24 protein-coding genes are annotated in these 24,428 nt (G+C 72.9%); 8 read left to right on the plus strand and 16 right to left on the minus strand.

The features are described from left to right. Nucleotides 1–2: 2 nt before the first annotated feature. The 4 genes from ACWCPF_RS18685 to ACWCPF_RS18700 are packed head-to-tail and all read right to left on the minus strand — an operon-like array spanning nucleotide 3 to nucleotide 3,780. Nucleotides 3–1,310 carry an NAD(P)/FAD-dependent oxidoreductase gene (locus ACWCPF_RS18685; protein WP_451046124.1) on the minus strand — a complete coding sequence of 436 codons (1,308 nt, stop codon included), beginning with the start codon at nucleotides 1,308–1,310 and terminating at the stop codon, nucleotides 3–5. After that, the gene (locus tag ACWCPF_RS18690) at nucleotides 1,307–2,101 is read right to left on the minus strand and encodes an amino acid ABC transporter ATP-binding protein (protein ID WP_451046125.1); all 795 of its coding nucleotides are present in this window, start codon (nucleotides 2,099–2,101) and stop codon (nucleotides 1,307–1,309) included. Before ACWCPF_RS18690 ends, ACWCPF_RS18685 begins: the two co-directional genes overlap by 4 nt. Then, complete coding sequence (locus tag ACWCPF_RS18695; RefSeq protein WP_451046126.1) at nucleotides 2,098–2,865, minus strand: amino acid ABC transporter permease; 768 nt, start codon at nucleotides 2,863–2,865, stop codon at nucleotides 2,098–2,100. The genes ACWCPF_RS18690 and ACWCPF_RS18695 overlap by 4 nt, the downstream gene beginning before the upstream one ends. A gap of 9 nt (nucleotides 2,866–2,874) precedes the next feature. Beyond that, nucleotides 2,875–3,780: a substrate-binding periplasmic protein gene (locus tag ACWCPF_RS18700; RefSeq protein WP_451046127.1), complete on the minus strand. Its 906-nt coding sequence runs from the start codon at nucleotides 3,778–3,780 to the stop codon at nucleotides 2,875–2,877. Between the two features lie 230 nt (nucleotides 3,781–4,010). Here ACWCPF_RS18700 and ACWCPF_RS18705 point away from each other — a divergent pair, with 230 nt between their 5' ends. After that, on the plus strand, nucleotides 4,011–5,189 hold the full coding sequence (locus ACWCPF_RS18705) for a CdaR family transcriptional regulator (RefSeq protein ID WP_451046128.1): 1,179 nt from the start codon (nucleotides 4,011–4,013) through the stop codon (nucleotides 5,187–5,189). Nucleotides 5,190–5,355: 166 nt separating this feature from the next. On the opposite strand, the gene ACWCPF_RS18710 is transcribed toward ACWCPF_RS18705, so the two are convergent. From ACWCPF_RS18710 to ACWCPF_RS18725, 4 genes are all read right to left on the minus strand, one after another. Further along, nucleotides 5,356–6,780 (minus strand): alkaline phosphatase family protein, encoded by a 1,425-nt coding sequence (locus ACWCPF_RS18710; protein ID WP_451046129.1) that lies wholly within the window; start codon nucleotides 6,778–6,780, stop codon nucleotides 5,356–5,358. A 64-nt stretch (nucleotides 6,781–6,844) separates the two neighbouring features. Beyond that, entirely contained in the window at nucleotides 6,845–7,309 is a 465-nt protein-coding gene (locus ACWCPF_RS18715; protein WP_451046130.1) for a hypothetical protein, read from the minus strand. A 93-nt stretch (nucleotides 7,310–7,402) separates the two neighbouring features. Continuing rightward, nucleotides 7,403–8,308, minus strand: a complete 906-nt coding sequence (locus tag ACWCPF_RS18720; protein WP_451046131.1) for a sugar phosphate isomerase/epimerase family protein — start codon at nucleotides 8,306–8,308, stop codon at nucleotides 7,403–7,405. Further along, nucleotides 8,305–9,204 (minus strand): SCO3242 family prenyltransferase, encoded by a 900-nt coding sequence (locus ACWCPF_RS18725; protein ID WP_451046132.1) that lies wholly within the window; start codon nucleotides 9,202–9,204, stop codon nucleotides 8,305–8,307. The genes ACWCPF_RS18720 and ACWCPF_RS18725 overlap by 4 nt, the downstream gene beginning before the upstream one ends. 178 nt (nucleotides 9,205–9,382) lie before the next feature. Between ACWCPF_RS18725 and ACWCPF_RS18730 the strand changes: the two genes are divergently transcribed. Next, entirely contained in the window at nucleotides 9,383–10,582 is a 1,200-nt protein-coding gene (locus ACWCPF_RS18730; protein ID WP_451046234.1) for an MFS transporter, read from the plus strand. Between the two features lie 50 nt (nucleotides 10,583–10,632). Then, nucleotides 10,633–11,376 (plus strand): maleylpyruvate isomerase family mycothiol-dependent enzyme, encoded by a 744-nt coding sequence (locus ACWCPF_RS18735; RefSeq protein WP_451046133.1) that lies wholly within the window; start codon nucleotides 10,633–10,635, stop codon nucleotides 11,374–11,376. A gap of 16 nt (nucleotides 11,377–11,392) precedes the next feature. On the opposite strand, the gene ACWCPF_RS18740 is transcribed toward ACWCPF_RS18735, so the two are convergent. Further along, entirely contained in the window at nucleotides 11,393–11,737 is a 345-nt protein-coding gene (locus ACWCPF_RS18740) for a MarR family winged helix-turn-helix transcriptional regulator (RefSeq protein ID WP_451046235.1), read from the minus strand. A gap of 191 nt (nucleotides 11,738–11,928) precedes the next feature. On the opposite strand from ACWCPF_RS18740, the gene ACWCPF_RS18745 reads away from it, so the two are divergent. Beyond that, nucleotides 11,929–13,431 carry an MFS transporter gene (locus ACWCPF_RS18745; RefSeq protein ID WP_451046134.1) on the plus strand — a complete coding sequence of 501 codons (1,503 nt, stop codon included), beginning with the start codon at nucleotides 11,929–11,931 and terminating at the stop codon, nucleotides 13,429–13,431. Nucleotides 13,432–13,506: 75 nt separating this feature from the next. Next, entirely contained in the window at nucleotides 13,507–13,818 is a 312-nt protein-coding gene (locus ACWCPF_RS18750) for a DUF6332 family protein (protein ID WP_451046135.1), read from the plus strand. On the opposite strand, the gene ACWCPF_RS18755 is transcribed toward ACWCPF_RS18750, so the two are convergent. The 3 genes from ACWCPF_RS18755 to ACWCPF_RS18765 all read right to left on the minus strand — a co-directional run bounded on the left by ACWCPF_RS18755 (nucleotide 13,779) and on the right by ACWCPF_RS18765 (nucleotide 16,552). Then, the gene (locus ACWCPF_RS18755) at nucleotides 13,779–14,444 is read right to left on the minus strand and encodes a response regulator (RefSeq protein ID WP_451046136.1); all 666 of its coding nucleotides are present in this window, start codon (nucleotides 14,442–14,444) and stop codon (nucleotides 13,779–13,781) included. The two genes, ACWCPF_RS18750 and ACWCPF_RS18755, sit on opposite strands and share 40 nt — an antisense overlap. After that, the gene (locus ACWCPF_RS18760; protein WP_451046137.1) at nucleotides 14,441–15,685 is read right to left on the minus strand and encodes a sensor histidine kinase; all 1,245 of its coding nucleotides are present in this window, start codon (nucleotides 15,683–15,685) and stop codon (nucleotides 14,441–14,443) included. The genes ACWCPF_RS18755 and ACWCPF_RS18760 overlap by 4 nt, the downstream gene beginning before the upstream one ends. Before the next feature lie 174 nt (nucleotides 15,686–15,859). After that, a complete protein-coding gene (locus ACWCPF_RS18765) occupies nucleotides 15,860–16,552 on the minus strand; it encodes a TetR/AcrR family transcriptional regulator (protein ID WP_451046138.1) in 693 nt (230 codons plus the stop codon). A gap of 170 nt (nucleotides 16,553–16,722) precedes the next feature. Here ACWCPF_RS18765 and ACWCPF_RS18770 point away from each other — a divergent pair, with 170 nt between their 5' ends. After that, complete coding sequence (locus ACWCPF_RS18770; RefSeq protein ID WP_451046139.1) at nucleotides 16,723–17,184, plus strand: nitroreductase family deazaflavin-dependent oxidoreductase; 462 nt, start codon at nucleotides 16,723–16,725, stop codon at nucleotides 17,182–17,184. 88 nt (nucleotides 17,185–17,272) lie between these two features. Here the strand turns inward: ACWCPF_RS18770 and ACWCPF_RS18775 are convergent, their stop codons facing one another. After that, on the minus strand, nucleotides 17,273–18,556 hold the full coding sequence (locus ACWCPF_RS18775; RefSeq protein WP_451046140.1) for a geranylgeranyl reductase family protein: 1,284 nt from the start codon (nucleotides 18,554–18,556) through the stop codon (nucleotides 17,273–17,275). Between the two features lie 204 nt (nucleotides 18,557–18,760). Here ACWCPF_RS18775 and ACWCPF_RS18780 point away from each other — a divergent pair, with 204 nt between their 5' ends. Next, a complete protein-coding gene (locus ACWCPF_RS18780) occupies nucleotides 18,761–20,116 on the plus strand; it encodes a M20/M25/M40 family metallo-hydrolase (RefSeq protein ID WP_451046141.1) in 1,356 nt (451 codons plus the stop codon). Between the two features lie 518 nt (nucleotides 20,117–20,634). On the opposite strand, the gene ACWCPF_RS18785 is transcribed toward ACWCPF_RS18780, so the two are convergent. Then, a complete protein-coding gene (locus tag ACWCPF_RS18785; protein WP_451046142.1) occupies nucleotides 20,635–21,678 on the minus strand; it encodes an NUDIX hydrolase in 1,044 nt (347 codons plus the stop codon). 141 nt (nucleotides 21,679–21,819) lie between these two features. Next, entirely contained in the window at nucleotides 21,820–22,014 is a 195-nt protein-coding gene (locus tag ACWCPF_RS18790) for a hypothetical protein (protein WP_451046143.1), read from the minus strand. 161 nt (nucleotides 22,015–22,175) lie between these two features. Between ACWCPF_RS18790 and ACWCPF_RS18795 the strand changes: the two genes are divergently transcribed. Beyond that, the gene (locus ACWCPF_RS18795) at nucleotides 22,176–23,129 is read left to right on the plus strand and encodes an ADP-ribosylglycohydrolase family protein (RefSeq protein WP_451046144.1); all 954 of its coding nucleotides are present in this window, start codon (nucleotides 22,176–22,178) and stop codon (nucleotides 23,127–23,129) included. Nucleotides 23,130–23,268: 139 nt separating this feature from the next. Here ACWCPF_RS18795 and ACWCPF_RS18800 read toward each other — a convergent pair whose 3' ends face one another. After that, nucleotides 23,269–24,264 carry an ROK family protein gene (locus tag ACWCPF_RS18800; protein ID WP_451046145.1) on the minus strand — a complete coding sequence of 332 codons (996 nt, stop codon included), beginning with the start codon at nucleotides 24,262–24,264 and terminating at the stop codon, nucleotides 23,269–23,271. Nucleotides 24,265–24,428: the final 164 nt, after the last annotated feature.

Raw genomic sequence — 24,428 nt, forward strand, 5'->3', positions numbered from 1 at the left:
GCTCAGCTGCGGAGGCGGTCGAAGCGGAACGGGGCGAGGGACGCGGGGCGGCGGCCGGTCAGGACGTACTGGGTGAGCTCGTGGCCGGTGGCGGGGCCGAGCGTGACGCCGAGCATGCCGTGTCCGGTGGCGGCGAACGCGTTGACGTGGTCCGGGAGCCGGTCGATCACCGGGAGCCCGTCGGGGAGGAAGGGCCGGCCGCCGACCCAGGGGTCGCGGATCAGACCGACCAGGTCGTCGGGGTCGTCGAACCAGCGGCCCAGGTAGTGCCGGCTGGCGAGGGCCACGGCGACGACCCGACGCCAGTCGAGGCGGTTGTTGTTGCCGCTGAGCTCCATCGTCCCGCCGATCCGGGTGGTGCCGCCGATCGGTGAGGCGACGGCCCTGCGTTCGCCGAAGTAGAGGGTGTGGCGGGGCGCGGGGTCCAGCTCCACCGAGAAGCTGTAGCCCTTGCCCGCCTGCAGCGGCAGCCGGGCGCCCAGGGCGCCGAGCAGCCGGGCGGAGCGCATGCCGGCCGCGACGACCACGGCCGCGCAGGGGATCTCGCCCTGGGCGGTGCGCAGCGCGGTCACCCGCCCGCCGGAGACGCGGAACCCGAGGGCCTCGACGTGCTCATGGATCTTCACCCCCGAGGCGGCGAGGGTCTCGCCGAGGCCGCGGGCGAACGCCTCCGGGTCCACCACGCCCTCCCCCTCGACGAGGTACGAGGCGCGCACCCCGTCCGACAGGGCGTCGTCCAGCAGCCGGGCCCCGTCGCCGGTGACGACCTCGTCGGGGAGCGGGTAGCGGCCGTCGGCCATCTGCCGTTGCAGGGCGAGATGGTGGCGGGCCTCGGCCGGGGACAGGAACGCGTGCACCATGCCCGGTCGGGTCAGGCTCGTCTCGACGCCGGCCTCGCGCAGGCCGTCGAAGAGGTCGAACGTGGTGCGGTTCAGCTCGGCGATGGCCGCGTAGCCGCGCCGGAAGGCGGCCGGGGTGCTGCTGCGCCAGAACCGCCACAGCCACCGTACGAACGCCGGGTCGGGCAGCGGCCGCAGATAGAGGGGCGAGTCCGGACGGCCCAGTGAGCGCAGCGCGTACCGTACGACGCCGGGTGCGGGGACCGGCGTCGAGTGGCTGAGGCAGACCCAGCCGGCGTTGCCCCGGGAGGCCCCGGAGCCCAGGCCGCCGCGTTCGACGACCTCCACGGCGAGGCCCGCGCGGGCCAGGTAGTAGGCGGTGCACAGCCCCACGACGCCGCCCCCGACCACCACGACCGGGCTGCCGCCGACCACGACGACCGGGCTGCCGCCGTCCGGTGCGGCGGTCATGACGCCGGCCCGTACGAGGCGAGGAACTCCCGGGTGCGGGCCTCGGCGGGGCGGTCGAGGACGTCCTGCGGGCGGCCCTCCTCGACGATCCGGCCGCCGTCGACGAAGACGACATGGTCGGACACCTCGCGGGCGAAGGACAGTTCATGGGTGACCAGCAGCATCGTCATGCCGTCCGCGGCCAGTTCGCGCATCACGGCCAGGACCTCGCGGGTCGCCTCCGGGTCGAGGGAGGAGGTGGGTTCGTCGAAGAGCAGCACCTCCGGCCGGAGCGCGAGCGCGCGGGCGATGGCGACCCGCTGCTGTTCGCCGCCGGAGAGCTGCTCGGGCCGGGCGAGGCCGCGGTGGGCGACGCCGACCCGGCGCAGCAGCGTGACGGCCCGTTCCAGCGCCTCGCGTTCCGGGACGCCCGCCTTGCGCTGCGCCAGGACGACGTTCTCCACGGCGGTGAGGTGCGGGAAGAGGTTGAACCGCTGGAAGACCATGCCGACGGTGCGGCGCAGCCGGGGCAGGTCGCGGCAGAGCGTCCGGCCGCCCTGGTGCACGACTTCGCCGACGACCTCGACCGTGCCCCGGTCCGGCCGCTCCAGCAGGTTGACGCAGCGCATCAGGGTGGTCTTGCCGCCGCCGCTCTGCCCGATGACGCTCACGATGCGGCCGCGGCCGACCTCCAGGTTCACCTGGTCGAGCACCGGGCGGCCGTCGAAGGACTTGCTCAGCGCCTCGATCCGTACGACGGCGTCCGAGGGCGCGGGGGTGACGGTCGGGGCGGTGGTGACGGGCTCGGTCATACCCCTGCCTCCTTCCGGTCCGCCGCCCGCTCGATGTCCGCGCCAAGGTCGGCGGCGAGGAGTTCCCTGGCCGTCCGTACGCGCCGGCGTCGCCCCGGGGACAGCGGGACGCCCGCCCGGACCTTCCGCTCCAGCAGCAGGAGGAGCTGGGAGAGCGGATAGCACAGGGCGAAGTAGAGGGCGGAGATCACGAGGTAGACCTCCAGCGCCCGGAATGTCGTCGACGTGATGAGCCGGCCCTCCGACATCAGCTCCGCGGCGGAGACGGTGACGAGCAGCGAGGTGGACTTGAGCAGGTCGACCAGCATGGTGTTGGTGCCGGGCAGCGCCTGCCGGACGGCCTGGGGCAGGACGACATGGACGAAGATGCACACCCGGCCCATGCCGAGCGCCTCCCCCGCCTCGGTCTGTCCGCCGTGCACTCCGCTGATGGCGGAGCGGAAGATCTCGGACAGGTAGGCGGCGTAGAACACGACGAGGCTGAGGCAGCCTGCGGTGAACACGTCCAGCCGGATCCCGGCCGAGGCGAGGCCGAAGTAGGTCAGGAAGATGATGGCCAGCAGCGGGACGTTCTTGAAGATCTCGGTGTAGACGGCGGCGACGGCCCGCGCGGGCCAGGCCCGGCTCAGCCGGAGCAGCGCCACGACCAGGCCGAGGACGACCGCTCCGACGAAGCTGACCGCCGTGTAGGAGACGGTGCGGCCCAGTGCGTCGACCAGTTCGGGCCGGTAGTCGGACCAGGGGACTTGGAAGAGGTCGGACATGTCATCCCCTCACTGGCCGATGGTCGGCGGAGTCCAGCTGCCGGGCCGGTCCACTCCGCGGCGCGCGGTGGCGACGTCGGCGGCCGGCTCGAGAAACTGCTCGGGGTCGCCGCCGTACTTCTCGACGAGCTTGGCCATCTCGCCGTTGGTGTACATGGCGTCGATCTGCGCGGAGATCGCCTTCTCCAGCTTCGTGGCCTGCTTGGGGAGGTAGAAGCCGGTCTGGTACGGCTGGAAGTAGGCGTAGGCGGGCTTCGCCTTGACCTCCAGGGCGGTCGGCGGGGTCAGGTACTCGGTGCTGATCTTCAGCTCGGGGCGCTGCTTCCGCGCCGCGATGATGATCAGCGGGTCGAGGAAGCCGACGTCGATCCGGCCCGCGCCGAGGTCGTCGAAGACGCCGGTGGCGTCGGGGTAGGCGTGCAGCTCGGCCTCGGGGACGGACTGGATGGACTTGACCCAGACATAGCCCTCGACGGTGCCGAGGTCGAGGCCCCGGAGGTCGTCCACGGTCCGGTAGGTCTTGCCGTTGCGGACGGCCATCGCCGGGGGCGAGTAGTAGGGCGGGTCGGTGAACAGCCCCTGTTTCTGCCGGTCGGCGGTCCAGGCGACACCGCCGACGGTGATGTCCACCCGGCGTGACTGCACTCCGGCGAGCATCCCGGCGAAGTCGGTGACCTGCGGTTTCACCGTCAGGCCCAGCTTCTTGGCGACATAGGTGAGGATGTCGCCGTCCAGTCCGACGATCTTGTCGCCCTCGACGGTGGTGTACGGCGCGTACGGCTGCACGGCCACCTTGATGACGCCGGGCGTGAGCGTGCCCAGGGCGGCGGTCTGCGCGGAGACGTTCTTCGGAGCGTCGTCGTCGCCGTCGGAGCCGCAGGCGGCGACCGAGGAGAACAGGAGAAGTGCTGACAAAGCGGATATGAGAGAACGCATACGGGTCATCGGCCTGGGCCTTCCGTAGGGCGCTGAAGGGACCCGCCGTTCACCGCGATGTGCCCCCGGCGGGGAAGTGATGGGGCCATACGCTAGAGATCCGTCTGCCGCCAGTCACCGTTCAGTTCGTACGAAGTTATGGCTGAAATCGCTCGCTCCCCTGTACGGTGCGTCCAACCACGGCCCCACTCGTGTCGGGAGGAGCGCCGATGCTGAGCCCGTCACTCGCCCAGGAGATCGCCGGGGACACCTCGGCCGTCATCGGCTTCAACGTGCTGATCACCGATGCGGAGGGCATGGTCATCGGCAGCGGCGACAGCAGCCGGGTCGGCACCTTCCACGAGGCCTCGGTCGACGTCGTCCGCACCCAGGAACCGGCCACCCACAGCGCCTCGCAGGCCCAGCGGCTGCGCGGGGTGCGCCCCGGGATGACGCTGCCGCTGGTCAGCGGCGGCCGGGCGGTGGGGACCGTCGGGATCACCGGCACCCCCGAGCGGGTACGCCGGTTCGGGCTGCTGGTGAAACGGCAGACGGAGATCCTGCTCAGGGAGTCCGTGATGCTGCGCTCCCGGCTGCTCGCGGAGCGGGCGGCCGAGAAACTCCTCGCCGACATCGCCTCCTACGATCCGCAGGTCGTCGAGGGCGACTTCCTGGTGTTCCGGGCCGCCGAACTCGGTTTCGACCTACGGCTGCCGAGGATCGCGGTGGCCTTCGAGGTGACGGTGCCCGCCTCGGCCGCACGGGGGCGGGGCGCTCCCGCCCAGGACATGGCGCTGATCCGCTCGGAACTGCTGCGCACCGTCCGCGAGGTGTTCGCCGACCCCCAGGACATCGTGGCCGCCACGGCCCCCGGCTGGATCGGCGTCCTGCACCGGCTGCCCGCCCGACGTCCGACCGAGTCGGTAGCGGCCGCCTGCCGGCGGGTCGCCGACGTCATCGCCGCGCAGGACGGTCTCTCGGCCCGCGCGGGCATCGGCGAGCCGGCCGCCTCGGTGAGCGGTCTGCACGACTCCTACCAGGACGCCTGCGACGCCCTGCGGCTCGGCGGGCGCCCGACGGACGGCACCCCCGTCCATCTGATCGTCGACCTGAGGGTCCATCAGGTCCTGGCGACGATCAGCCAGTCCGCCCGCACCCGGCTGCTCGACCGCACGACGGCGGACCTGCGCGCCCAGCCGGACTGGCCGGCGCTGCGCGACACGATCACGGCATGGTGCGAGAGCGGCTGCAACCTCGTACGGGCCTCCGCCGCCCTGCACATCCATCGCAACACGGTCGTCTACCGGATGCGCAAGATCGAGCAGATCACCGGCCGCCCGCTGCGCGACCACCGGGCCACCATGGCGCTCTACCTGGCTTGCCTGGCCGACCAGTCGGGCGGTGGGTGAGCCGCGCTCCGGCGTCCCGGGTGATGTCGAGCGTGTCGGGGGCGGCGAAGACCGCGGGATCCCGGGACGTTCTCCGAGCTGAAGCGCGCGTCGCTGAGGACGGCCCGGGCGTCCTCGTCGCGGGTGACCAGCCAGGGGTGCAGGTCGCGCCACAGGCTGATCCGGGTCAGGGGCCGTTCCCTGACCCAACTCCCGTACTCGGCGGCTGGATCGAGGAGCGGGAGGTGAGGCCGGCCAGGGTGAGGAGGAGGTCCTTGACCTCCGTGGCGTCGATCTCGCCCCGCGCCAGGTCGGGCCGCGAGCACAGCAGGACGGGGCTGTCCTGCGGATCCTGCGGCAGTCGGCCGTGGCTGCCGCGCACCCCGGAGGGGTCCAGGGGGACGGTCCTGATGCGGTAGCGCAGGCCGGCCTTCTTGCGGGCGACCTGGCCGATGGCGCGGGCCTTCACGCCGGGCACGGTGGGGTCGTAGAGGAGTTCGGCGGGGTCGTAGCCGGGCTTGCGATGGATCTCGACCTGGCGGGCGAAGTCCGGGGCCCGGTCGTCGTCGAGCCAGTAGTAGTAGGTGAACCAGGCGTCCGACTCCGCGACGGCGACCAGTTCGCCGGAACGTTCGTGGTCCAGGCCGTGGGCGGCCTTGCCGACGGCGTCCAACACCTCGTCCACGCCGTCCAGTTCGGCCACGATCTTCGCGACGCGCTCGACGTCCGCCGGGTCCCGTACGTACACGTGGGCGATCTGGTGGTCGGCGACGGCGAAGGCGCGGGAGGTCCAGGGGTCGAGGTACTCCATGCCGTCCTGGGTGTGGACTTCGAGCAGCCCGGCCCGGCGCAGCGCGCGGTTGACGTCGACCGGCCGGGAGGCGGGCGCGATGCCGTACTCGCTGAGGATCACGACGGTGGCGTCCTCGCTGCGGAAGTGGTCGAGCAGCGGGCGCAGCGCGTCGTCGAGCCGCCTGGCCTCACGGGCGGACTGCGCCGAGTCCGGGCCGGAACGCTGGGGTTCGTAGTCCAGGTGCGGTACGTAGACCAGCGTCAGGTCGGGGCTGTGCTCGTCGAAGATCTGGCGGGCGGCGGCCAGGATCCACTGGCTGGAGGGCATGCCCGCGTTGGGGCCCCAGTAGGTGAACAGCGGGAACGGGCCGAGCCGGTCGGTGAGTTCGTCGTGCAGGGCGGGCGGCCAGGTGTAGCAGTCGGGTTCCTTGCGGCCGTCGGAGTAGTAGACCGGGCGCGGGGTGACCGTGAAGTCGACGTCGGCTCCCATGGCGTACCACCAGCAGACGTTGGCGACCTTGTAGTCGGGGTCGGTCCGACGCGCCGTGTCCCACAGCTTCTCACCGCCGACCAACGCGTTGTGCTGCCGCCACAGCAGGACTTCCCCCAGGTCACGGAAGTACCAGCCGTTGCCGACGATGCCGTGCTCGGTGGGCGGCACGCCGGTGAGGAGGGTGGACTGCACCGAGCAGGTCACGGCGGGCAGCATGGGATTGAGCCGGGCCTGGAAACCCTGTGCGGCGACGGCCGAGACGGCGGGCATGTGGCGCAGCATGCGGGGGGTGAGGCCGACGATGTCGAGGACGACCAGTCTCGTCACGAGACAGGCTCCTTTCGCGAAGGTTCGGTGCTCGTGGATGTGGTGTGCCCTGTGCGTGCTCGGGTCAGGCCGAGTTCCTCGAACCGGTCGCGGGTCCGGTCCAGTTCGGATGCCATCCTGCGCAACGGCGGTTCGGGATCGGTGTGCAGCGGGGCGTGGAAGTGCACCCGCCAGGCGGAGGAGGGGTCCAGGCCCCCGGCCAGGGCGGCCGGCAGGTCGTCGACGCCCGTGACGACGACCTGTTCTCCACCACGCCCCCGGGGTCGGGCTCGAAGCCGGCCCGGATCGGGTGTCCCGTCTCCCGGTCCAACTCGGCCAGGGCACCGGCCAGTTCGCCCAGTGCCCGGCGGGCGGTGTCGCGGGCGGCCGTCGGCCACGGGGTGCGCCAGGCCCAGTCGGGGCGGTAGACGTCCTTCTTGACCACCTCGCGGTGGAAGCCGCCGTAGGGGAAGGCGTTGAGGGTGACGGTCTCCAGCCTGCGGGCGGCCAGGTCCTCGGCCTGGTGGACACCGGCGCTGTGTGGGTCCACCGCGCATACCTCCTGTTCGGCTGCGCGTACGACAACAGCCGTACGGGGGTGGGTGGTTGGCGGTGCTCGACGCAGCGCAGGAGCACCGCGGCGTCAGAACGGCTCGGCCGCCTTGAGGAACTCCAAGGAACGGCGGGCGACTTCGGGGGCGTCCAGAGCCGCGCCCTGGATCTCCACCGAGACCGGCCCTCGGTAGCCGGAGGCCTTGAGGGCGGCCAGGACGGGCGGGAAGTCGATCTCGCCCGTGCCGAGTTCGAGGTGTCGGTGCACGCCTCGCCGCATGTCCTCGATCTGCACGTTCACCAGGTGCGGGGCCGCCAGGGCGACGCAGTCGAGCAGTGGGAGGTCGTCCACGCAGTGGGCGTGGCCGATGTCGAGCGTGACGCCGAAGCCTTCGGGGTCGCCGAGTCGGCCGCGCAGTTCCAGGACCCGTTCCACGGTGTCGACGAACATGTACGGCTCGGGCTCGAAGCCGAGGGCCACACCGTGTGCGCGGGCGATGTCCAGGGCCTCTTCGCAGCCCGCGGTCAGCCGCTTCCAGGCCTCGTCCGCCGACACGCCCTCGGGCGCCGGGCCGCTGCACAGGTGGACGACCGGGGAGCCCAGGTCGGCCGCGATGCGCACGGCGCGGGCCAGCAGGTCGACGCGCCGCTCGGCTCCCGGGGCCGACATCAGCGTGGGGAGGTGCTGATGCCACGGGTCCAGCAGGTAGGGCGCACCGGTCTCGATCACGACCGCCAGTCCCAGCTGCTCCAACCGCCGCGCGAGGGCGGTGACTTGGCGCGGCAGGTCGGGGGCGAACGGGTCGAGGTGACCGTGGTCGAGGGTGAGCCCGACGGAGTCGTACCCGAGGTCGGCGAGCACGGCCAGCACGTCGTCGAGCCGGTGGTTGGTGAACCCGTTGGTCCCGAACCCGAACCGAAGCCCCCCGGCGGAACCGGGGCCCGCCGCACCGGGGCCCGCCGCACCGGCGTTCGCATCGCCCGAGCCCGTGCTCATGTGGGCGACACCTTCCGGGCGAGGCGGCGCGCCAGAGGGTGGGCGACGGCAAGGATTGCGGCGAGGGCCGCGCCCCCGCCGCCGGCGGTGAGCGACGCCTGAAGGGGCATCAGCGACAGGATCCCGGTGCCGACGGCCCCGCGGACGTTCTCCGCGGAGGGCTCCCGTGCCGCCCGCGCCTGCGCCGTCCCGTAGGTGGCGAGGTAGCCGAGCGCGCCGGCGGCGGCGCCGATCCGTGCGGTCTGGCCGCGCCGTCTCCAGGTGGGAAGTGCCGCGGCGGCCAAGGCTGTTGCGGTGCTGCCGGCCAGCGTGGCGACGGGCACGGTGCGCGGCGCTCCGGACACCTCGTGACGGCTCAGCGCCGTGACGGTGTAGGTGTGCGCGCCGACCAGCAGCGCCGCCGGCAGTGCGGCGGCCCGGCGGCCGGGGTCCGCTCCGGCCAGCACGTTCAGCGCCCGTGCTCCCGCCATGGCGGCGGGCCCGGCCGGGGTGGCCTTCAGACGCAGGTCGTAGGCCCAGACCACCCCGGTCAGCGGAAGGGCCACGCCGAGCGCGCGCCGGCCGCCGCCCAGAGCGGCGAGGCCGAGGCCCGCCGCGGTGAGCCCGCACGCGGTGGCGAGCGCGGTGCGGCGGGCAACTCGCCCGGAGGGTATGGGTCGTCGAGGTCGCTCCACGGCGTCGACGGTGGCGTCCGCATAGTCGTTGAGCGCCATTCCGGCCCAGTAGAGGGCGACGGAGGAAGCCATCGTGGCGACGATGCGGGGCCGCGGCGTCCCGGCGCTCGCGACGGCGCCGGCGAGGACGTCACCGGGCACGCTCAAGGCTGCCGGCATGCGGATCAGCTGCGCCAGATCGGCAAGGCGTGGGGGAGAACGGAAGTCGTTCGTGCCATGCATGATCGGACCCTACTTCTAATATTTTAACTCTCATACACCTCGTCCCGATCATTTCTGTGAAGAAAACGTGTGCGCGCCGCATCGAACACCCGCACGCCCGGGCCCCCTTGCTCCGCCCGGACCGACCCCCTAGCCTGACTTTGTGCCGCAAGTAAACAAAACCCGAACGCACAACGCCGTGCCGGGCGACGGCCACGACCTGACCCGTCTCCGTATCGCTTTGACCACGTTCTTCGCCCTCGACGGCTTCATCTTCGCCGGATGGGTCGTGCGCATTCCGGCCATCAAGCACCAGACCGGCGCCTCCCCCAGCACGCTCGGTCTCGCGCTCCTCGGCGTCTCCGCGGGCGCGGTGATCACGATGATGTTCACGGGACGCCTCTGCGACCGCTACGGCAGCCACCCGGTCACCGTGGTCTGCGCGGTCCTGCTCTCCCTCTCGGTCACCCTGCCCCCGCTCACCCACTCCGTGGCCGCGCTCGGCGCCGTCCTGCTGCTGTTCGGGGCGGCCTACGGCAGCATCAACGTGGCCTTCAACAGCGCCGCCGTCGATCTGGTCGCGGCGCTGCGCAGGCCGATCATGCCCACCTTCCACGCGGCGTTCAGTCTCGGCGGCATGGTCGGCGCGGGTCTGGGCGGGCTGGTCGCGGGCTCGGTGTCGCCGACCCGCCATCTGCTGGGCCTCGGGATCGTCGGCCTGCTCGTCACCGCGCTCACGGCACCCACACTGCTGCGCCACGAACCGGCCCGGCCGCCCGAACGCAGCACCCATACACGGCCCGAGGGCGAGGATCCGTCGTCCTCGACGGCGGACCCGGGTCGCCCGACCGCCCGCACCCGCCGGCTCGTCGTCGTCTTCGGTCTCATCGCCCTGTGCACCGCCTACGGCGAGGGAGCCCTCGCCGACTGGGGCGCCCTGCATCTGGAACAGGATCTGGGCGCCTCCGCCGGGGTCGCCGCGGCCGGGTACTCCTGCTTCGCCCTCGCCATGACGGTCGGCCGCCTCACCGGCACCACCCTGCTCGAACGGCTCGGCCGCACCCGCACGGTGGTGACCGGCGGCGCGGTCGCCGCGGCCGGGATGCTGCTCGGCTCCCTCGCCCCCACGCTCTGGGCAGCGCTGGTCGGCTACGCCGTCGCCGGGCTGGGCCTGGCCAACCTCTTCCCGGTCGCCGTCGAACGCGCCGGGGCGCTGGCCGGGCCGAGCGGAGTCGCCATCGCCTCGACGCTCGGCTACGGGGGCATGCTCCTGGGCCCGCCCGCCATCGGCTTCATGGCCGACTGGCTCTCCCTGCCCGCCGCCCTCACCAGCGTCGCCGTCCTGGCCGCGGCCGCCGCGCTGATCGGCCTGACGACGCGCCGGGCGACATCCGGCTGAGTCACGCCACCGCTCCCCTCGACCGCGCTCCATCCGGCAGACTCCCCCACATGGAGACTGCCGAGTTCATCAGCGTCCTGGACCGGGAAGGCCGCGCACTGGCCGCCGCCGCCGCGGTGGCGGGCCCCGACGCCAAGGTGCCGACCTGCCCGGACTGGCAGGTCAGAGACCTGCTGCGACACACGGGCGCGGTGCACCGCTGGGCGACGTCGTTCGTGGCCGACGGAGACCTCTCGTTCCACCCGCTCGCCGAGCCGCCGGACCTCGACGGCGACCCGCTTCTCGACTGGTTCCGCGAGGGCCACGGCCGACTCGTCGACACCCTGTCCGCCGCCCCGGCCGACGTACGGTGCTGGCACTTCCTGCCCGCGCCGTCGCCGCTCGCGTTCTGGGCCAGGCGGCAGGCGCACGAGACGGCCGTGCACCGCGTGGACGCCGAGTCGGCCCGTGGCCGAGGGCCCGCCGAGATCGCCCCGGACCTCGCCGCCGACTTCGCGGCGGACGGCGTCGACGAGCTGCTGCGCGGCTTCCACGCGCGCGACCGGAGCAGGGTGCGCACCGAGGAGCCCCGGATCCTGCGGGTACGGGCGACGGACACCGCCGACGCCGTCTGGACCGTACGGCTGTCGCCGGAGCCGCCCGTGACGGAGCGGACCGTCGAGGGGGACGCCGACTGCGAGGTGTCCGGACCGGCCGGGCAGCTCTATCTGTCGCTCTGGAACCGGCTGCCGCTCCCCGCCGCGACCGGGGACGCCGCGCTGGCGAGGCTGTGGCGGGAGACGTCCGCCGTCTGACCGACCGTCGCCCGGGTCACTCCGTCAGCATCCGGGTCAACACCGCGCGCTGCACCGGCTGTACGTCGCCGTGCAGCGCGCGCCCTTTGCGCGTCAGCTCCACCCGCACGCCCCGGCGGTCCTCCGTGCACAGGCCGCGCTCGACGAGACCGTCCTTCTCCAGGCGGGCGATGAGCCGGGACAGCGCGCTCTGGCTGAGGTGGACGCGCTCGGCGATCTCCTGGACGCGGAAACTGCACGAGTCCTTCGGCGCGCCCGATTCGGCGAGGACGTCGAGCACCTCGAAGTCACTGGCGCACAGGCCGTGTTCATGCAGCGCGCGGTCGATTTCGCACTGGGTGCGCGCATGCAGCGCCAGCATGTCCCGCCACTGCTCGACGAGCGCCTGCTCGGCCTCGACGTCGCCCTCGACCTGGCCCTCGGTCTGTGTCCCGTCCGTCTTCGTCCCGTCCGTCTTCGCCGCCATGGGGCGCACCGTAGCAGAGTACGGAATTAATTGCATCAGAATTAATTGCACTTGCATTCGATGCACGCGCATGTACTCTTCCCGGCATGACCTCTCCGCTCCCCTCCCCCGCGTCCCCTCCCACCGAGGGCCGCTGGACGTCCCGGCTGTGGGGCACCCTGCTGGTGCTGTGCGCCGCGATGTTCCTGGACGCGCTGGACGTGTCCATGGTCGGCGTCGCCCTGCCGTCCATAGGCTCTGACCTCGGCCTTTCCACCTCGACCCTGCAATGGGTGGTCAGCGGCTACATCCTGGGCTACGGCGGCCTGCTCCTCCTCGGCGGCCGCGCGGCCGACCTGCTGGGCCGCCGCCAGGTCTTCCTGATCGCGCTCGGCGTCTTCGCGCTGGCATCCCTGCTCGGCGGGCTCGTCGACTCGGGTCCGCTGCTGATCGTGAGCCGGTTCATCAAGGGACTCAGCGCGGCCTTCACGGCCCCGGCCGGCCTGTCCATCATCACGACGACGTTCCCGCAGGGCCCGCTGCGCAACCGCGCGCTGGCCATCTACACCACCTGCGCCGCGACCGGCTTCTCGATGGGCCTGGTCCTCTCCGGCCTGCTCACGGAGGCCAGTTGGCGCCTGACCATGCTGCTGCCCGCGCCGATCGCCCTGATCGCGCTGGCGGCGGGCCTGAAGCTGCTGCCGCGCAGCGAACGGGAGAAGAACCACAACGGCTACGACGTCCCCGGCGCCGTCCTCGGCACCGCGTCGATGCTGCTGCTGGTCTTCACGGTGGTGCAGGCCCCGGAGGCGGGCTGGACCTCCGCCCGCACCCTGCTGTCCTTCCTGGCGGTCGCCGTCCTGCTCACCGCCTTCGTCCTCGTCGAACGCCGCTCCGCGGGCCCGCTGATCCGGCTCGGCGTGCTGCGCTCCGGCAGCCAGATCCGCGCCCAACTCGGCGCCATGGCCTTCTTCGGCTCGTACATCGGCTTCCAGTTCCTGGCCACCTTGTACATGCAGACGCTGCTCGGCTGGTCGGCGCTGCACACCGCGCTCGCCTTCCTGCCGGCCGGCGCGCTGGTGGCGGTGTCCTCGACCAAGGTGGGCTCGTTCGTGGACCGGTTCGGCACCCCGCGCCTGATCGCGGCGGGCTTCGCGTTCATGGTCGCCGGATACGCGCTGTTCCTGCGCGTCGATCTCGACCCGGTCTACGCCGCCGTCATCCTGCCGTCGATGCTGCTGATCGGCGCGGCCTGCGCGCTGGTCTTCCCCTCGCTCAACATCCAGGCCACCAACGGTGTGGCGGACCACGAGCAGGGCATGGTCTCGGGCCTGCTCAACACCTCGGTGCAGGTGGGCGGCGCGATCTTCCTGGCCGTGGTCACCGCGGTGGTGACCGCGGGCGCCCCCGCCGACCCCACCCCGCAGGCGGTCCTCGACAGCTACCGCCCCGGGCTGACGGTGGTGACGCTCATCGCCGCCGCGGGCCTGCTCATCACCCTCCCCGGCCTGCGCACCCGACGCGCCGAGGGCTCGGTCGTCGTCGCCAGGTCCACGGCGGCGGAGGAGAACGCGAAGGCCGGAGCGGAGCCGGTGGGGGTTCGCGACTAGGGAGTGTCTTCGGGAAGTGTGGGCGTCCGGCCGGGGCGATTGCCTCGCCGGGCGCACGCCTGTGAGACTTGCCGGATGAGCAGCCAGCACGGGTACGGGGGACGGCGCACCCAGGCCGACCGGGACGCGATCACCGTCGAGATCGGATACGCGTTGTTCAGCGCGGTGTTCGCGGCGGCGGTGCTGTTCGGGGCGCTCGCCGGACCGGCGCTGCTGTTCGAACTGCCGGACACGGCCGAGAAGTTGTTCCTGCGCTCGGGGCTCGCGCTGGCGCCGTTGGTGTTCCTGGCCCGGGTGATCTCCGTCCTGCTCCGCTTCCGTGCCGATACGCGCCCGGGCACGGACGCTCAGCCCAGCCAGCCCGGCCGGACCAGCCCCGACTCGTAGGCCAGCACGACCAGTTGGGCCCGGTCCCGCACGCCCAGCTTCACCATGGCGCGGCTGACATGGGTCTTGGCGGTGAGCGGGCTGACCACCAGTCGGCGGGCGATCTCCTCGTTGGACAGGCCGATCCCGACCAGCGCCATCACCTCCCGCTCCCGTTCCGTGAGCCGGACCAACGCGTCGTCCGTCGCAGGCTCCTTGGAGCGGGCCGCGAACTCGGCGATGAGCCGACGCGTCACTCCCGGCGACAGCAGTGCGTCCCCCGCGACCACCGCCCGTACGGCGCGCAGGAGTTCGTCCGGCTCGGTGTCCTTGACCAGAAAGCCGGAAGCACCCGAGCGGATCGCCGCGAAGACGTATTCATCGAGTTCGAAGGTGGTGAGCATGACCACCTTGACCTGCGAGAGCGTCTCGTCGCCGGTGATCCGGCGGGTGGCGGCGAGGCCGTCGAGGAGGGGCATCCGGATGTCCATCAGGACGACGTCCGGCCGCAGTTCACGCACCGCGCGCACCGCTTCCTGCCCGTCGGCGGCCTCCCCGGCCACCTCGATGTCCGGCTGCGCGTCGAGCAGCGCCCTGAACCCCGCGCGGACCAACGACTGGTCGTCGGCGAGCAGTACGCGGATCACCGGTCGTCCTCCTCGGCCTTGGCCTTCAGCGGCAATGCGGCGAGCACCCGGAAGCCGCCGTCGGGCCGCGGTCCCGCCTCGATCGTGCCACCCAGAGCCGCGGCCCGCTCACGCATCCCGGCGAGCCCGTTGCCGCTGCCGCCCGCTTCGGCGCCGGTCGCCGGTCCGTCGTCGTCGATACACAGCCGTAGCGTCGCGCCGCTCCGTTCGAGCCGCACGCGCGCGTGGCGCGAGCCCGAGTGGCGGACGACATTGGTGAGGGCCTCCTGGACGATACGGAAGGCGGCGAGGTCCGTGTGGGGCGGCAGCCCGGGAGGCGAGCCCGTCACTTCGACCGTGAGGCCCGCGCGCGCCGCCTGTTCCACCAACTCGGGCAGCCGGTCCAGGCCGGGCGCCGGCGCGCGCGGCGCGTCACCCGGCGTGCGCAGGGTGTCGAGCACCTGACGCACCTCGCCGAGCGCTTCCTTGCTGGCGGACTTGATGGTGGTGAGCGCGGTGCGCGCCTGTTGCGGGTCGGCGTCGAGCAGCGCCAGGCCGACGCCCGCCTGCACGTTGATGACCGAGAGGCTGTGGGCGAGGACGTCGTGCAGTTCACGGGCGATGCGCAGCCGCTCCTCGTCGGCGCGCCGCCGGGCCGCCTGGGCGCGTTCGGCCCGCTCACGGGCCCACTGCTCGTGCCGGCTCCGAGCCAGCTCCGCGATCGCGACGATCGCCAGGACCCACCCGGCGACGACGATCTCCTGCCCGTACGGCGCGGGGTCGTCCCCGGTGGGCGGCAGCCACCGGTACAGCCAGTGCGCGACCAGAAGATGTACGGCCCACAGCATCCCCAGGGCCGTCCAGGCGGCCCGGCGGTGTCCGGCGACGACGGCGGCGAAGCAGGCGACCGCCACGGTCAGGAAGACCGGGCCGTAGGCGTAGCCGGCGCCGAGGTAGATCGCGGTGGCGGCCGCGGTGCCGAACAGCACGGCCACCGGTCGCCGTCGCCGCCACAGCAGCAGGCCGGAGGCGACGAGCAGGAGCACGCGCGCGAAGACGTCGAGCGAGGCCCGCTCGCCCTCCTGCGCGTGGGTCGCGAAGGTCGAGCCGACGAGCACGAACGCGGTGATCAGCACGGTGGAGGCCCAGGGCCATTGCGCCGCGTCCGGTTCCGCTCCCTCCCAGCGGCGCAGCCGCGGCGGCGGCCCGTGCCGCCACCACTGCCCCGGGCCGCCGCGCCCGCGCACCTGCTCTTCGTCCATGCCCGCCACGCTAGACGCCACCACCCGCACCGGACGTCCGCCGGACGAGGTGCTCGGCGGTACTCCCCCGGAAGTACGCGCCGGCGCCCCTTAAGGGGCGCGGGGAACTGCGCGACCAGCCATGACGGCGCCGCACCAAAACGACGGCACATCGCGGCACTTCCAGCGAAGCGCTCAGCGCAGGCCCACCTCGTGGGCGAGCCGGGTGACCGCGTACCGGAAGAACGGCTCGCGGTCCTCCACGACCCGGTGGAACTGCCCGAACACCTCGAACCCGACCAGTCCGTACAGCTGGGCCCAGGCCGCGATGAGTGCCGCGACCGCTCCCGGTGGGAGGTCGGGCGCGAGCTCCGCCGCCATCCGCACCGCCTCGGGGACCAGCTCGTCCGTCAGGAGCGGCACTTCCAGCGCGTGCGCCCGGTGCGCGTCGCGCACGATGCCGATGAGCAGGAGGCCGACCCGGGCGGCGGCCGGAACGGTCGTCGCGGGCGCGCTGTAGCCGGGCACCGGCGAGCCGTAGATCAGCGCGTACTCGTGCGGATGCGCCAGCGCCCAGCCGCGCACCGCCTCGCCGACCGCGACCCAGCGGTCGACCGGAGCGACACCGGCGACGACCGCCGCATGCGCGGCCTCCGCGCTCTCGCCGAGCGAGTCGTAGGCGTCGATGATGAGTGCGGTGAGCAGGTCGTCACGGCTCGGGAAGTACCGGTACAGCGCGGAGGAGACCATGCCGAGCTCACGGGCCACGGCCCGCAGCGAGAGTTTGGCGGCGCCCTCGGAGGCGAGCTGTCTGCGGGCCTCCTCCTTGATGGCGGTGGTGACTTCGATCCTGGCTCGGGCGCGCGCCCCACGAACAGTGCTGCTCATGTGGGTCAGTGTCCCATGGATCCGGAGCAGTGCACACAATCGAGAGCGGCGAACAAAAAAGAGAGCAGTGCTCTTGCTTTGGATCGCCACTCTCCGGCAGACTCGAAGCGAGCGAGAGCAGTGCTCACACTTTCGTCCAGGAGCTCGCCCGGAAACAGGAGGCAGTAACCATGTCCACCCACGCCCACGTACAAAAGCCCGGCTGGTTCACCGTCAATGTGTTCAACCGTGCCGTGGCCTGGCTGACCCGACGCGGGCTCAGCGTGTGGGGGTCCCGGGTCCTGGCGGTGCGGGGCCGCAAGAGCGGCGAGTGGCGCACCACCCCCGTGAACCTGCTGACCGTGGACGGGCAGCAGTACCTGATCGCGCCGCGCGGTCACGTCCAGTGGACGCACAACATGCGCGCGGCGGGCGGCGGCGAACTCCACCTCGGCAAGCACGTGGACGAGTTCACGGCGATCGAGGTCGCGGACGACGACAAGACGCCGTTGCTGCGCGCCTACCTCAAGCGCTGGAAGGCCGAGGTCGGCGTCTTCTTCAACGGGGTCGGCCCCGACTCCCCCGACGCCGAGATGCGCCGTATCGCCCCTGACCACCCGGTGTTCCGGATCACCGTCACCGACCGACGGTGATCACGGCCACGCCACCGTCGATCGGCAAGCACGGTCCGGAACCACGGTCCGGAACCACGGTCCGGAACCGCGGGTCCGGCAACCGCGGTCAGGAACCGCCCTCCTCGGCCTCCGGCTCGGCTGCCGGGGCAGGCGCAGGCGCCGGTGCGGGCGACTGGGCCGCCTGCCGCCGGTCCATCGCGGTCAGCGCCCGCTGGGCCATCGGATGCGTGCGCATCAGCTCGCCCAGGGTCGTCCGGCCGCGGGTGATGTCGGTGAACGCCCGCCAGGCCGGTCGGAACCCGGTGAGGGCCGCGTGGAAGAGCCCGGGCCGGCGCTCGAAGACGGCGAGCAGCCGCTTGCCGACGCTCATCTCCACACCGAGGCCCGCCTTGACCGCGAAGGCGTAGTTCAGCGCCTGGCGGCGGGCGTCCACCGCGTCGTGCGCCTCGGCGATCCGGACCGCCCACTCACCCGCGAGCCGACCCGAGCGCAGGGCGAAGGAGATGCCCTCACGGGTCCACGGCTCCAGCAGCCCCGCCGCGTCCCCGCAGACCAGGACCCGCCCGCGCGAGAGCGGTGAGTCCTCCGCGCGGCAGCGGGTCAGATGGCCGGAGGAGATGCTCGGTTCGAACCCGGCGAGGCCGAGCCGCCCGATGAAGTCCTCCAAGTACCGCTTGGTGGCCGCGCCTTCGCCGCGCGCGGAGATCACGCCGACGGTCAGCGTGTCGCCCTTGGGGAAGACCCAGCCGTAACTGCCCGGCATCGGCCCCCAGTCGATGAGGACGCGCCCCTTCCAGTCCTCGGCGACCGTCTCCGGCACCGGGATCTCCGCCTCCAGGCCGAGATCCACCTGGTCGAGCTTCACCCCGACATGCGCCCCTATCCGGCTCGCACTGCCGTCGGAGCCGACCACCGCCCGCGCGAACACCGTCTCGCCGCCCTGGAGGACGACCGCGACCGTGCGCCGGTCCGGCACCGCCGAGCCGTGCTGCTCGACCCGCTGCACGGTGACGCCCGTGCGCAGCTCCGCGCCCGCCTTCTGGGCGTGCTCGACGAGCTGCTGGTCGAACTCGGGCCGGTTGATCAGCCCGAACAGCATCTGCCGGGAGCGACGGGTCCGGGTGAAGCGCCCGTTGTTGGAGAACGTTATGGCGTGCACGCGGTCGCGGAACGGCAGTTCGAAGCCGGGTGGCAGCGCATCGCGCGAGGGTCCGATGATGCCGCCGCCGCACGTCTTGTAGCGGGGCAGCTCCGCCTTCTCGAGCAGCAGCACGCGCCGCCCTGTGACCGCCGCCGCGTAGGCGGCCGAGGCCCCCGCGGGTCCCGCGCCCACCACGACGACATCCCACACCTGCCGCACGTCGTCCGCCGAAGAGTTCTCGCTGCTCACGATGGTCTACTGCTCCCGATCAAGCCGCCTGCCGCACCTGTCCCCCGCATCCTACGGCGGAGATCGTCACGGTCCGATGACAGTCCGCTGTGGGAGGATCGGCGGCGTGCGCGCGACCCCATCCCGGCAGCGCGTACGCTCACACGGTCCCCCGAACGGACCAGTGCCACCCCGTACAACGTCGCACCCACAAGGAGCGTGCCCATGTCGTCGAATCCGGTCGCCGAGACCGTCGCCTCCCTGATGCCCAGGGCCCGGGCGGAACTCACCGAGCTGGTGGCGTTCAAGTCGGTGGCGGACTTCGACCAGTTCCCCAGGAGCGAGAGCGAGGCGGCCGCGAACTGGGTCGCGGACGCGCTGCGCGCCGAGGGCTTCCAGGACGTGGCCCTGCTCGACACGCCCGACGGCACCCAGTCGGTCTACGGCTACCTGCCCGGCCCGGCCGGCGCGCGGACGGTCCTGCTGTACGCCCACTACGACGTGCAGCCGCCGCTGGACGAGGCCGCCTGGACCAGCCCGCCCTTCGAGCTGACCGAGCGCGACGGCCGCTGGTACGGCCGCGGCAGCGCCGACTGCAAGGGCGGCGTCATCATGCATCTGCTCGCGCTGCGCGCCCTGAAGGCGAACGGCGGCGTCCCGGTCAACGTCAAGGTGATCGCCGAGGGCTCCGAGGAGCAGGGCACGGGCGGTCTGGAGCGGTACGCGGAGGAACACCCCGAGCTGCTCACGGCCGACACGATCGTCATCGGCGACGCGGGCAACTTCCGGTGCGGGCTGCCGACGGTCACGGCCACGCTGCGCGGCATGACCATGGTGCGGGTGCGGATCGACACCCTGGAGGGCAATCTGCACTCCGGCCAGTTCGGCGGGGCCGCGCCCGACGCGCTGGCCGCGCTGGTCCGCGTCCTGGACTCGCTGCGCGCCGAGGACGGCTCCACGACCGTCGACGGCCTGACCGACGACTCCCGCTGGGAGGGCCTGAATTACGGCGAGGCGCAGTTCCGCCAGGACGCCAAGGTGCTGGACGGCGTCGGCCTGATCGGCTCCGGCACGGTCGCCGACCGCATCTGGGCGCGTCCGGCCGTGACCGTCCTCGGCATCGACTGCCCGCCGGTCGTCGGCGCCACGCCGTCGGTGCAGGCGAGCGCCCGCGCGCTGATCAGCCTCCGGGTGCCGCCGGGCGTGGACGCGGCCGCGGCCACGAAGCTGCTCCAGGCCCATCTGGAGGCGCACACGCCGTGGGGCGCGCGCGTGAGCACCGAACAGATCGGCCAGGGCCAGCCGTTCAGCGCGGACACCACCAGCCCGGCGTACGCGGCGATGGCCGAGGCGATGGCGGTCGCCTACCCGGGCCAGGAGATGCAGTACGCGGGTCAGGGCGGCTCCATCCCGCTGTGCAACACGCTGGCCGCGCTCTACCCGCGCGCGGAGATCCTCCTCATCGGCCTGAGCGAGCCGGAGGCGCAGATCCACGCGGTCGACGAGAGCGTGTCCCCGCAGGAGCTGGAGCGGCTGTCGGTGGCGGAAGCGCTGTTCCTGCGCAACTACGCAGCGAACTGAACCGCACCGCCCGCCTCGGCCGAAGACCGCGCACAAGCGGTTTCCCCGCGCCGAAGCGGGCGTGCCCCGCGCCATGGGCACGACCGTGCCGACAGCAGTGCCGGCGTGGTGCGAGACCTTCGGTGCACGCGACACACACGCGCGTGCACCGAAGGCCCGCACCTCGCCACACCGGAGCGGGCGGGCCTCACCCCGCACCGCAACCACGACCGCGCCGACACTAGTCCCTGCTCGGCGCAAGACCTTCGTGCGCGCAACACAAACGCGCGTGCGCCGAACCCGGCCTGCGCCCACACGAATCCGTCCTACCCCGCGCAACACACGCGCGCGTGCGCCGAAGGCTCGCGCCCCGAGGGCATCCCGGACGGGGCTGCCACGCGCGCGGGGCGTCGGTGCATGCCGCGCGGCGCTGACCGCGCTCGCCGCGTGCCTCGCCGAGGAGGGCTTCGGCGAGGCAGCGGTGATCGTCGGCCGCCTCGACCGGTCCGAGGGCGGTCGGGCTCCGCTCGTGGCGGCGCTCAGCCGCGCGGGACGCCCGCCTCCAGGTAGAGCGCGGCCCCGCGCTCGCGGGCCCGCAGCGCGCAGCGCAGTCGCTCGTAGCGGACCGGCGGCAGCAGATCGGCCGCCTCCTCCGCCGTGACGAAGCGCCAGGCCCGCAGTTCGGGTCCGGGCAGCAGCAGTCCCGCCACGGCCGCGGAGTCGAGCCGGCCGCCGTCGAAGAGCAGTCGCAGTCCGCCGTAGGCGGGAGCCACCGGGCGCTCCCAGTCGACGACGAGGAGCCGGGGCACGTCCGCGAGCCGGATGCCGGTCTCCTCCTCGACCTCGCGCATGCCCGCGCGCGCGGGCGCCTCGCCGGGCTCCACGACGCCGCCCGGGAACTCCCAGCCGGGCTTGTACGTCGGGTCGACGAGCAGCACCCGGTCCTGTTCGTCGAAGAGCAGCACCCCGGCGGCCACGGTCTCCGCGGTGGGCTCGGGGGTCTGCACGATGTCGCATGCGGCGACGGCCCCGCTGCCGACGGCCGCGGCGATCCGGGCGGCCGTCTCCTGCGGGGTGAGGACCCCGTTGTCGACGGGGTGGGCGTCGGCGGTGAGCCAGGAGGCGAGGGCGGCGTGGTACGGCTCGATGTGGTCGTACGACCACTGCCGGATCCGTATCTCGCCGTCGGGGAGGTCCGGGGGGATCTCCCGGTGGGATATTCGCTCGCGCAGGATCGTTTCCGCCGGAGTGAGGAGAACATGCCGGACGGCGATCCGGCGGGCGGCGAGACCGCCGAAGATCTCGTCGCGGTACTCCTGGCGCAGCAGGGTCATGGGGACGACGAGGGTGCCGCCCAGCTCGGCGAGGAGCGCGGCCGCCGTGTCGATCACGAGCCGGCGCCAGATCGGCAGATCCTGGAAGTCGCCGACCTCGGCCAGGCGCTTGGCCGGCAGCAGGTACGGGAGCGCTCCGCCGATGACCTCGGGGTCGAAGAGCGTGCTGTTCGGGATCAGGTCGATCAATTCCCGTGCGGTGGTGGTCTTCCCCGCACCGAACGCGCCGTTGATCCAGACGACGGTCACAGTTCCCCCTCTTCTGTTGGCCCCCTGTGGCTTGCCCGCTCCACCCTGCCACGGAAACCAGTTCCCGTTGAGGGCGCACAGACGCCGTGGCGCCGGCACCCCTCGGCGGGGTGCCGGCGCCACGGCCTCGGGCCCGGTCCGTCAGCTGTGCTGCCCCCGGGCGTCGTCCTCGATGGCCAGGCTGTCGCTGGCGATGGTGTGGTCGAGCGTGCTGAGGGTGTCGCCCACGTTCAGTCCGCCGAGGTCCTCACCGCCCACGCCGTGCGAGGGGGTGATCGCCGCGACGACGAAACCGGTGGCGAGGGAGGCGATGGCGAGCATGCTGCGCTTCTTCATGCGTGGATCAACGGCGCGAACGGGCCCCGGGTCACGCGTCGGCCGTCAATCCGCTCGCACGATCGGCCCGGCCGCGGCGAGAATGCCGTGGTCATCGACGGTTTCAGGATTCCGGGGCGCCAGGTTTTTCGAGGTTCCGGGCTTCCGAGGGAGGGTTCGCCATGAACGGTCCGCAGCACGCCCACGCCAGTCTGGACGGGCTCGTGACGGGCGACGCGTTCGGCGACAGCTGGTTCCTGCGCTCCGACGAGCCCGCCGAGGAGCTTCTGGCGGCACGGGAACCGCGTCCCGCGCCATGGCCGTGGACGGACGACTCGGCGATGGCGTTCGTGCTGTTCGCCCATCTGAGGGCGCACGGGGAGGTCCGTCCCGGCGACCTCGCCCGGGAGTTCGCCGCCGAGTACCGCCGCGACCCGGCCCGCAAGTACGGCCCCTCCATGCACGGCGTGCTGCGGCGGATCGCCGAGGGCGAGGACTGGCGGGCGGTGACGGCGGGACAGTTCGGCGGACAGGGCTCCTACGGCAATGGCGCGGCGATGCGGGTCGCTCCGCTGGGGGCGTGGTTCCACGGCGACCTGGTCGCGGCCGGCGAGCAGGCCCGGCTGTCCGCGCTGGCCACCCACGCGCATCCGGAGGCGGTCGCGGGCGCGGTGGCCGTGGCGGTCGCCGCCGCGCTGGCCGCCGCCGGCGCGGGCGGGGACGTCCCGCCGCGTGCCGTGTTCCTGCGGGAGGTGGCGGGTCGGCTGGCGGACGGCGACGTCCGCTCCGGGCTGCTGGTGGCGGCCAGCCTCCCGGAGCACACGTCGGTGCGCCACGCGGCGTCCGTGCTCGGCTCCGGGACGCTGATCTCCGCTGCGGACACGGTGCCGTTCGCCCTCTGGTCCGCCGCGGGGCGCCTGGACGACCTGCCGGGGGCGCTGTGGCAGACCGTGGGCGGCTGGGGCGACCGCGACACCACCTGCGCCATCGTCGGAGGCGTCGTCGCGGCCCGCACCGGCACGGCCGGCGTCCCGGCCGCCTGGCGCGAGGCCCGCGAGGACATCCCGGCCGGCAGCGGCTGGGACGCCGGCGCGGCGGCCGGCCGGACCACGGCCCGTCCCCTCGATCCTCGGTAGCGCTTCGCCGGAACGTTCCCTCAGGAAACTCAGGAAACTCAGGAACCCCGAAACTCTGGAACCCCCGAACTCTGGAACCCAGAGACCCAGAGACCCAGGAACCTCGGAGGCTTCAGGAACCCGCGCGCCCCCGGGGCCCTCAGACCCCCGCGGCCGCGGTTCCCGCCCCCGTCAGCCCCGTCCGTCCCGGCCGCCCGGCCCGCCCGGTCGCCGCCGTCAGGGCCGCCGCGGCCGCCCCGACCAGCCCCGCGTCCGTGCCCATCTGGGCGGGCGTCACCGTCAGGCGCTGGACGAAGGAGAGGGTCGCGTAGTCGAGGAGGGCCCGGCGCAGGGGCGCGAAGAGGACCTCGCCCGCCTTGCCGACGCCCCCACCGATGACCGCGATGTCGATCTCGACGAGGGTCGCGGTGGCCGCGATGCCGGCCGCCAGAGCCTGGGCGGCGCGCTCGAAGGAGGCCACGGCGACCGGGTCGCCCGCGCGGGCGGCGGCAGCTACCGCGGCCGCGGAGACGTCGCCGTCGGGGCCGGGCTGCCAGCCGTGCTCCAGGGCCCGGCGGGCGATGTTGGGGCCGCTGGCGATGCGCTCGACGCAGCCGCGCCCGCCGCACGGGCACGGATCGCCGTCGAGTTCGACGCTGATGTGGCCGATGTGTCCCGCGTTGCCGGTGGGACCGGGGTGCAGTCGGCCGCCGAGGACCAGGCCGCCGCCGACGCCGGTGGAGACCACCATGCACAGCGCGTTGTCGTGGCCGCGGGCGGCGCCCTGCCAGTGTTCGGCCGCCGTGATCGCCACGCCGTCGCCGATCAGCTCGACCGGGAGGTTCCCGGTCACCGCCCGGACCCGGTCGACCAGCGGAAAGTCCCGCCAGCCGGGCACGTTCACCGGGCTCACCGTGCCCGTGGAGGCGTCCACGGGTCCGGCGCTGCCGATGCCGACGGCGTGCACGCGCTCCCACAGCGGTGACCCGGTCAGCTCCCCCGACACCTCCTCGACGGCCCGCATCACGGTGTCGCCGTTCTCCTGTGCGGGCGTGGGGCGCTGTGCGCGGGCCAGGATCGTGCCGTCGCCGTCCACCAGCGCTCCGGCGATCTTGGTGCCGCCGATGTCGAGCGCGGCCACGAGGTCGGTGTGCATCAGTCTGGGTACTCCCGGTCCACCATGAAGAAGGGGCTGGCCGGTCCAGCGGTTGGGGGACGCGGGCCGGAGATTGCGGTGGACAGTGTCTCCCGCATCTGACAACGTTGTCCAGGCTCTATGCTCGACGCCACATCCTCATACAAACCCTGGGACCCGGACAC

The sequence above is a fragment of the Streptomyces sp. NPDC001858 genome, assembly GCF_053594615.1.